We start from the raw sequence: 9,256 nt of genomic DNA, 5'->3' as shown, positions 1-9,256 counted from the left end.
ACGCCCCATGCGTTTCAGCGCATCACGCAGCAGCGGCCAGTTGTTAGCATCGTGATAACGCAGGAACGCCTTGTGCAGGCGGCGCATGCGCAGACCCTTGGGGATCGGCACGGTTTCACTGTTGCGACGTACACGGCGCAGTGGATTCTTGCCGGAATGGTACATGGCTGTTGCGGTTGCCATGGGCGATGGCAGGAAGGTCTGCACCTGGTCGGCACGGAAATCATTGCGTTTCAACCACAACGCGAGGTTCATCATATCCTCGTCGGTGGTGCCGGGGTGTGCTGCAATAAAATAGGGGATCAGGTATTGCTTCTTGCCCGCCTCACGGGTGTATTTCTCAAACATTTCCTTGAAGGCGTCATAGGCGCCCATGCCGGGCTTCATCATTTTGGACAGCGGGGCCTCTTCGGTATGCTCCGGTGCAATCTTCAGGTATCCGCCAACATGGTGCGTCACCAGTTCCTTGACGTACTCGGGTGATTTCACCGCAAGGTCATAGCGCAACCCGGAAGCGACCAGGACTTTTTTGATACCGGGCAATTCACGCACACGGCGATACAATCGAACCAGCGGCGCGTGATCAGTCTTGAGGTTGGAACAAATCCCGGGATAGACGCAGGAAGGTTTGCGACAGGCCGCCTCGATCTTCGGGCTCTTGCAGGCCAGCCGGTACATGTTGGCGGTCGGACCACCGACATCGGATATCACGCCGGTGAAACCGGGTACTGTATCGCGGATAGTTTCGATTTCCCGCACGATGGAATCTTCCGAACGGTTCTGGATAATGCGCCCTTCGTGTTCGGTGATGGAGCAGAAGGTGCAACCACCAAAGCAGCCGCGCATGATGTTGACCGAGAAGCGGATCATCTCGTAAGCGGGGATGCGTTCATTATTGTACATCGCGTGTGGCTGGCGTGTGTAGGGCAGCTCGAACACCCGGTCCAGTTCTTTGGTCGTCAATGGAATCGGTGGCGGATTGAGCCACACGTCGCGCTTGCCGTGGCGCTGCACAAGCGCGCGCGCATTGCCCGGGTTGGTTTCGAGATGCATGACGCGCGAAGCATGTGCATACAACACCGGGTCCTGTTTGACCGCTTCATAGGACGGCATGCGGATAAAACTGCGTTCCCGGTCGATCTGCGTTCTGCGTAAAACAGGAACCATCACTTCATCCTGTTGCGTTGCGGCTGTATCGCAAGGCTTGCTTTCCGCTTGCGAAGCATACGGGTCGGGGTGCGGCTCCACTTTGCCGGGTGAATCAATGTCCTGTGAATCGATCCCGACCCAGCCTTCAGGAATCTCATTGGTGACGAATCCGGTACCGCGTATATCACGTAACTGGTCCACGGGTTCACCGGCTGCCAGCCGGTGTGCAATCTCGACCACCTGGCGTTCGCCGTTGCCGTAGACCAGCAAATCCGCTTTCGCGTCCAGCAGCACTGAACGGCGCACCTTGTCAGACCAGTAGTCGTAGTGTGCAATACGCCGCAGGCTGGCTTCGATACCACCGATAATCAGCGGCACATCGGAAAATGCCTCGCGGCAGCGTTGCGCATACACCAGCACGGAACGGTCCGGCCGTCTGCCGCCCTTCCCGCCCGGCGTGTAGGCGTCGTCGGAACGCACCTTGCGGTCCGAGGTATAGCGGTTGACCATGGAATCCATGTTGCCGGCCGTGACGCCCCAGAACAGATTGGGCCGGCCCAGCTGCGCAAAATCATCGGCGCTGGTCCAGTCCGGCTGGGCAATGATGCCGACACGGAAGCCCTGCGCTTCCAGCACCCGTCCGATCACCGCCATGCCGAAACTGGGATGATCGACATAGGCATCACCCGTCACCAGGATAATGTCACAGGAATCCCAGCCGAGGTCATCCATCTCCTCGCGCGTACACGGCAGCAACGGCGCCGTGCCAAAGCGCTTGGCCCAGTAGGGACGCCAGGAAAACAGGGATTTGGGTGGACGCATGAGCCGGGAACCGTAGAGGCGGAAACCCTCGAATTGACGGGACGGGCAGTATATCAGTTACGGGCGGCTTCGGCGCCTATATCAACGTGCCGCGCGGGGTTATTGTCACCCTGCCCGGCCCTTATGCCCGGGAAATAAACTCGCGCGTTTCACTGTTTACCTTGATGACTTCACCTGGCGTCAGGTACTCCGGCACCTGCACAATCAGCCCGGTGCTGAGTGTTGCCGGCTTGGTGCGCGCGGAAGACGATGCCGCTTTCATGCCCGGCGCACAGTCGGTAATTTCCAGCGCCACCGTGGTCGGCAATTCAATCGCCAGCACAGCACCGTCGGCGACCAGGGCAGTAATACCCACCAGCCCGTCATGCAGAAAATCCAGCTCATCCTCCAGCGCCTCGTCCGACAGGGTGTATTGCTCGTAACTTTCGATGTCCATGAACGTGCAACCGTCACCGTCGCGATACAGCATCTGTACCGCACAGCGCATCATATCCACCGGCTCGACCGACTCGTCGCCCTTGAAACTGCGCTCGAACTTCTGCCGCGACACCAGGTCCTGGCCGCGCACCTTGTACAAGGTACTGCCGCTACGTGAGGACGGGGACTGTACCTGCACGTGCTTCACCAGGATATTCTTGCCATCGAGCTGGAACACCATGCCTTTCTTTATTTCATTGGCTTTCATAAGGGGGAACTGGCCTGTTGCTGCTTTTGGGTTTGGGTATTCTAGCGTGGATTTCACCAAGTGTGGTGGTAAGGTGCCAGACACTTTTTTGGGGGATGTTTAACAATACTGTCATTGCGAGCGCAGCGCGGCAATCTCTGTCAGCCTGGCACCCGATAAAAGAGATTTCTTCGCTGCGCTCGCAATGACACTGAACAGACACCAGGGAGCCCCAAAATCTGGCACGGAACAAGTCAGGGGCCGGATAGCCTTTTATCAACCATCGGTGTAGCCGAGCATCGCAGACGTTTTGCGATCAAGCGAGCGTTGTCTGAGTGGTTTCGCAGAAACCGCGAGTTTAGCGAGCGCGCAAAACGTCGAGAAGTGCAGGGAACCCGCGTAGCGGGCAAACCGTTGGTTGATAAAAGGCTATCCGGCCCCTGACGAGACCAGGATCACCAATATCCGTTATCAATTTCCCCACACTTCAACTACCATAACGCCGCTTGTTCATTTGAAGGACACCCCGTGCAGGAATTTATACCCGGCCAACGCTGGATCAGTGTTGCCGAAACACAAATGGGCCTTGGCACCGTGTTATCGGTGGAACACCGCACCGTTACCGTGCTGTTCATGGCCACTGGCGACACCCGTACCTACGCCCGGGAAACCGCCCCGCTCACCCGCGTACAGTTTGTCCCCGGCGACACCGTCATCGATACGCACGGCAATGTTCTCAGCGTGGAGCGTATCGAGGAACACGACGGCCTGTACACCTATATCGGCCTCAACGAAGCGGGCCAGCCGGCACAGATCAGTGAGTCGCAACTGAACAATTTCATGCAACTCAACCGCCCTGCCGAACGCTTGTTCAACGGTCAGATCGACAAGAACAAGTGGTTCGAACTACGCCACGAAACCCTGCAACACCTCAACCGCCTGACACATTCGGATCTGCGCGGGTTGACCGGCTGCCGGACCAGCCTGATTCCACACCAGCTGTATATTGCACACGAAGTTTCCGGCCGTTATGCCCCGCGTGTACTGCTGGCCGATGAGGTGGGTCTGGGCAAGACCATCGAGGCCGGCCTGATCCTGCACCGGCAGTTGCTGACCGAACGCGCGCGACGTGCGCTCATCATCGTGCCGGAAAGCCTGGTCCACCAGTGGCTGGTGGAAATGCTGCGCCGTTTCAATCTGTTCTTCAGTGTGTTTGATAGCGAGCGCTGCGAAGCCATTGCCGAAGAGAACGATGCCGGCAACCCGTTCCACAGTGAACAGCTGGTGCTGTGCAGCCTGGAATTTTTGCGTGACAACCCGCAGTACGCCGAGCAGGCCGTGGAGGGTGAGTGGGATCTGCTGGTTGTCGATGAGGCGCACCACCTGCACTGGTCCCCCGGGACCTCCAGCCCCGAATATCAACTGGTGGAACAGCTTGCCGGCAACACCCGCGGTGTACTGCTGCTGACCGCTACACCGGAGCAGCTCGGCAAGGCCGGGCATTTTGCACGTCTGCGACTGCTCGACCCGGACCGCTTCGGCGACTACGACACGTTTCTCGCTGAAGAAGCCGCCTATGAACCCGTTGCACAAGCGGTTGACAGCCTGCTCGAAGGTACGACGATTGATGCACAGGCGCGGCAGGCGCTGGACGCACAACTCGGCGACGCAGACAGCCGTGCCCTGCTCGATCGGCTCACCGCCCTGCCCGCCGATGCACCGGAGCAGACGGAAATCCGCGCCACCCTGGTTGAACAATTGCTCGATCGCCACGGCACCGGGCGTGTGCTGTTCAGGAATACACGCACCGCAGTAAAAGGGTTTCCGCAACGTGAAGTCCACGCGCATGCACTGCCCCTGCCATCAGCCTATGCGGCCTGCCTGTCACAGGCTGACGAACTGGAGGATGAGGAAACCGGGCTGTTACTCACACCGGAACGTCTCTACCGGGCCATCTCTGCGGCTGACGCAGAATCCTGGACCCGCTTCGACCCGCGTGTTCCCTGGCTGGTCGAACAACTGGCCGCCATCCGTCCCGACAAGGTGCTGGTGATCACGGCCAGTGCGGAATCCGCACTGGAACTGGCCGACCACCTGAAACAACGCATCGGCATTCACGCCGCGGTGTTCCATGAAGGCCTGTCGCTGATTGAACGCGACCGTGCGGCCGCATTCTTTGCCGACCCCATAGAAGGCACGCAGGTACTGGTGTGTTCCGAAATCGGCAGCGAGGGACGCAACTTCCAGTTTGCCCACCACCTGGTGCTGTTCGACCTGCCGCTCAACCCCGACCTGCTGGAACAACGCATCGGCCGGCTCGACCGCATCGGTCAACAAAACACCATCCGCATCCATGTACCCTACATGCAACAGAGTGCGCAGGCCGCCCTGTTTCACTGGATACACGAAGGGCTGGGCGCCTTCGAGCATACCTGCCCGGCCGGACACGCGGTGTTTACCCGAATGCAGGAACAACTGCTCGATCACCTGAAACACCCCGACCTCGACATGACGCCACTGCTGGACGACACCCGCGCACTGCACGAGCAGCTCAACGCCGAGCTGGCGCGCGGTCGCGACCGCTTGCTGGAACTCAACTCCTGCCGCCCGGATATCGCCAACCACCTGCGTGAACGGGCACTCGCCGAAGACCGTCACAACCGCCTGCCGGCCTACATGGAACGCCTGTTCAACTGTCACGACGTCAACAACGAGTTGCACCGCGAAGGCTGTTACTACATCAGCCCCGGCGAACACATGCTCAACCGCTTCCCCGGCCTGCCGGACGACGGTATGACCATCACCTATGAACGAGACATTGCGCTCGCCAATGAAGATGTACAGTTCCTGAGTTGGGACCATCCGCTGGTCATCGGCGCCATGGACATGGTGCAATCCAGCGAACTGGGCAATACGGCGCTGTCCGCCGTGGCTTACCAGGGTGCCCAACCCGGCACACTGATGCTGGAAGCCCTGTTCGTGCTGGAACCCGCCGCGGTCGAATCCCTGCAAACCGGTCGCTACCTGCCCCCCACCACGGTTCGCGTGGTGCTGGATGAACGCGGTAACCGGCACGAGGATCAACTTGGCATCGACGATGTGTATAACCTGCGCAAAACCGTTACTGCCGAAACCGCAAACAGGATTGTCCAGGCAAAGGAAACCGAGCTGCGACGTATGATCGAGCAATGCGAACAACTCGCCCTGAAACAGGCACCGGAAATCCTTGAACAGGCGCACCAGCAGGCTACACACACGCTGGGTGCGGAAATAGATCGGCTAAAAGCCCTGCAACGTCAAAATCCCAACGTACGTGATGAAGAAATCCACTACTTCGAACAACAGCTGAACGAGGTTAACCGTCTTATCGAGTCCGCCCACCTGCGCCTCGATGCATTGCGTGTCATCGTTTCCACCTGAAACTTGATTAGTATTTCCTAAAATATTGGTGCACAAGGTGTATTTTTGTGAAAATAGTGTATAGTTATTCTCGTAATCCGGCTTCGGCGACTGCTGATCTGACCCGGGTACGGATTGCATTGAAAATCAAGTTGCACGTTCAAGGTCCATCAGAAGCTCCATTTAGGTAACTCCTGTACACCACACCATGATCGGCAATTGACTACACCTAATCTATACAAGAGGTAAATAGCATGGTTACAGGTACCGTTAAATGGTTTAACGAATCCAAAGGTTTTGGCTTTATTGCACCGTCCGATGGCGGCGATGATGTGTTTGTACACTTCTCCGCAATCGAAGGCTCCGGCTTCAAGACGCTGAACGAAGGCCAGACGGTTGAGTTTGAAGTCGAGCAGGGCCCGAAGGGTCTGCAGGCTGCCAAGGTAATGCCGCAGTAAGCTGAAAACCTTTTCAGCTTTACCGGAAACCCCGCCTCGGCGGGGTTTTCTGTTTTCAGGGTAAGGAAAAATGTTACACGTCACGCGCAATCTCATCATTCCCGATCACGACATCGAGATTTCCGCCATCCGTGCGCAGGGCGCCGGCGGCCAGAACGTCAACAAGGTATCCAGCGCGGTACACCTGCGTTACAACATCAACACGGCGACCCTGCCCGAAGATATTCGCCAGCGCCTGCTGGCGCGGCGCGACAGCCGCCTGAGCAAGGACGGCATACTGGTCATCAAGGCGCAGCAGTACCGCAGTCAGGAAAAGAACCGGCAGGCTGCGCTGCAACGCCTTGCCGAATGGATCCGTGAAGCAACCCGGGTACAGAAAGTTCGCAAGCCCACCAAACCCAGCCGCAGTTCACAGCGCAAACGACTGGACAGCAAACGCAAGCACAGCCGGAATAAGGCGTTGCGTGGACGGGTAACGGACAGTTAAAGCCTGAATTTTTTACTGCGCATCATTTCTGCGAACCTTGTCCAGCAGGTCACGCAATACATTCAGTCCAAGGTCACGAGCATAAGAAATATTCCGCTCTGGAATGCCTTCGGGGTCCGGGTGTCCGGCAATGGCTTTTTCCAGGCTGGCTTCACGAATCAGGTGCAGCATGGGATAAGGCGAACGATTGGTGTAGTTGGCGGGGTCATCTTCCACCGAATCGGCAAAGCGATAGTCGGGGTGAAAGGTCGCCAGCTGGTAGACACCCTCGTAACCCTGCTCAATTAAAAGACCTTCTGCCAACGCAGCAAAGTCGAGGTAGTCCTCGAACACCTCGAAGCCAGACGGGTAAATCAGCAGTGTGGTTTCGATGCCGGTGTCATGATCCAGTCGCAGACATTCATCGACCAGCACTTCCAGCGCACCGCTCAACCGTGATTCAGGACTGACTGTATAGCGAATACTGTCGCGCTCCACTTCACGCCCGGCAAAGGGACAGAAGTTGTGCGCAACGATGACCTCCTCGACCCAGCGACGCGTATGGCGAATACAGGCTTCGTCATCCGCGTTCATCACTGCGCCTCAGGCGTTGGCCGCCTTGTCGGACTGTTGCTGGCTGCGCAGGTAGTCCTCGTAGCTGCCCTGAAAATCGACCAGCCCCTGCGGGGTCATCTCGATAATGCGTGTTGCCAGTGACGAAACGAACTCGCGGTCATGGCTGACGAAAATCAACGTGCCGGGATAGTGTTCCAATGCGGTATTCAACGACTCGATGGATTCCATATCCAGGTGGTTGGTCGGCTCGTCCATCATCATGATGTTGGGCTTCTGCTGCATCAGCTTGCCAAACAGCATACGGCCCTGCTCGCCACCGGAAATCACCTTGACGGACTTCTTGATCTCGTCCTGCGAGAACAGCATGCGGCCCAAAGTGCCGCGCACCACCTGTTCATCGTCACCGGCCTGCTTCCACTGGTCCATCCAGTCATACAATGTCATGTCCTCGGCAAAGTCATCGGCATGGTCCTGGGCAAAATAACCCGGTTCTGCATTCTCCGACAACTTTACCTCGCCACTGTCCGGCGCCAGGTCACCGGCGAGGCAGCGCAGCAGCGTGGTCTTGCCAATACCGTTGGGACCGATAATGGCAATGCGCTCACCGACTTCCACCAGCAGACTCAGGTCACTGAACAAAGGCTTGCCCGCTTCCCAGCCCCGCGACAGTCCTTCGACTTCCAGCGCCAGACGATACAGCTTCTTGTCCTGTTCAAAACGGATGTAGGGGTTCACACGACTCGATGGCTTGATGTCCTCGAGCTTGATCTTTTCAATCTGGCGCGCGCGCGAGGTGGCCTGCCTGGCCTTGGATGCATTGGCGGAGAAACGGCTGACAAAGGCCTGCAACTCGGCGATTTTGGCCTTCTTGCGCGCGTTGTCTGCCTGCTGTTGTTCACGCGCCTGGGTCGCTGCAGTCATGTATTCGTCATAGTTACCGGGGTAGACGCGCAACTCACCGTAGTCGAGGTCGGCCATGTGCGTGCACACGCTGTTCAGGAAGTGACGATCATGGGAGATAATGATCATGGTGCTGTTGCGCTCGTTGAGCACATCTTCCAGCCAGCGAATGGTGTTGATATCCAGATTGTTGGTTGGTTCGTCGAGCAGCATGATATCCGGGTCGGCGAACAGTGCCTGCGCCAGTAACACCCGCAGCTTCCAGCCCGGCGCCACGGCACTCATCGGGCCGTTGTGCTGCTCAATGGGAATATCCAGTCCAAGCAGCAGTTCACCGGCACGCGCCTCGGCACTGTAGCCGTCCATTTCCGCGAACTGCACTTCCAGCTCGGCGACCTTCATGCCGTCTTCCTCGCTCATCTCGGCAAGGGAGTAGATACGGTCACGTTCCTGCTTGACGGTCCACAGTTCATCGTGACCCATGATGACGGTATCGATAACCGTATGTTCCTCGAAAGCAAACTGGTCCTGGCGCAGCTTGCCGACGCGGATATTGGGCTCGACCATGACGGTGCCGGCGCTGGGTTCAAGATCGCCGCCGAGGATTTTCATCAGGGTGGACTTGCCGCAACCGTTGGCGCCGATGAGGCCGTAGCGGTTGCCGTTGCCGAACTTGACGGAGATGTTTTCAAACAGGGGCTTCGCCCCGAACTGCATAGTGATATTGGCTGTAGAGATCAAGATAATGTACCGAAGGTGCTGATTCAGAAAGGCGCGAGGCCAAAGCGGGGTATTATCGCATATTTTCAGCCATTCGGCTTG

7 protein-coding genes are annotated in these 9,256 nt (G+C 57.7%); 3 read left to right on the top strand and 4 right to left on the bottom strand.

Annotated features, from left to right (window positions below):
• The coding region (locus tag ACW81B_RS07655) for a YgiQ family radical SAM protein (RefSeq protein ID WP_491579627.1) at nt 1-1,881 on the bottom strand (1,881 nt) is incomplete at its 3' end.
• Between the two features lie 211 nt (nt 1,882-2,092).
• On the bottom strand, nt 2,093-2,656 hold the full coding sequence (gene efpL, locus ACW81B_RS07650) for an elongation factor P-like protein EfpL (protein WP_491579626.1): 564 nt from the start codon (nt 2,654-2,656) through the stop codon (nt 2,093-2,095).
• A gap of 507 nt (nt 2,657-3,163) precedes the next feature.
• Between efpL and rapA the strand changes: the two genes are divergently transcribed.
• From rapA to arfB, 3 genes are all read left to right on the top strand, one after another.
• On the top strand, nt 3,164-6,055 hold the full coding sequence (gene rapA / locus ACW81B_RS07645) for an RNA polymerase-associated protein RapA (RefSeq protein WP_491579625.1): 2,892 nt from the start codon (nt 3,164-3,166) through the stop codon (nt 6,053-6,055).
• A 233-nt stretch (nt 6,056-6,288) separates the two neighbouring features.
• Nucleotides 6,289-6,492 (top strand): cold-shock protein, encoded by a 204-nt coding sequence (locus ACW81B_RS07640; RefSeq protein ID WP_132971778.1) that lies wholly within the window; start codon nt 6,289-6,291, stop codon nt 6,490-6,492.
• 70 nt (nt 6,493-6,562) lie between these two features.
• Nucleotides 6,563-6,979, top strand: a complete 417-nt coding sequence (arfB, locus tag ACW81B_RS07635; RefSeq protein WP_491579624.1) for an alternative ribosome rescue aminoacyl-tRNA hydrolase ArfB — start codon at nt 6,563-6,565, stop codon at nt 6,977-6,979.
• A gap of 12 nt (nt 6,980-6,991) precedes the next feature.
• On the opposite strand, the gene ACW81B_RS07630 is transcribed toward arfB, so the two are convergent.
• On the bottom strand, nt 6,992-7,552 hold the full coding sequence (locus tag ACW81B_RS07630) for a DUF1415 domain-containing protein (RefSeq protein ID WP_491579623.1): 561 nt from the start codon (nt 7,550-7,552) through the stop codon (nt 6,992-6,994).
• A 9-nt stretch (nt 7,553-7,561) separates the two neighbouring features.
• Nucleotides 7,562-9,175 carry an ABC-F family ATPase gene (locus ACW81B_RS07625; RefSeq protein ID WP_491579622.1) on the bottom strand — a complete coding sequence of 538 codons (1,614 nt, stop codon included), beginning with the start codon at nt 9,173-9,175 and terminating at the stop codon, nt 7,562-7,564.
• Nucleotides 9,176-9,256 lie beyond the last annotated feature (81 nt).

The sequence above is a fragment of the Thiogranum sp. genome (genome assembly GCF_058323355.1).
Note: the sequence above shows the minus strand (reverse complement) of the source record. Positions and strands in the feature narration are given on the sequence as shown.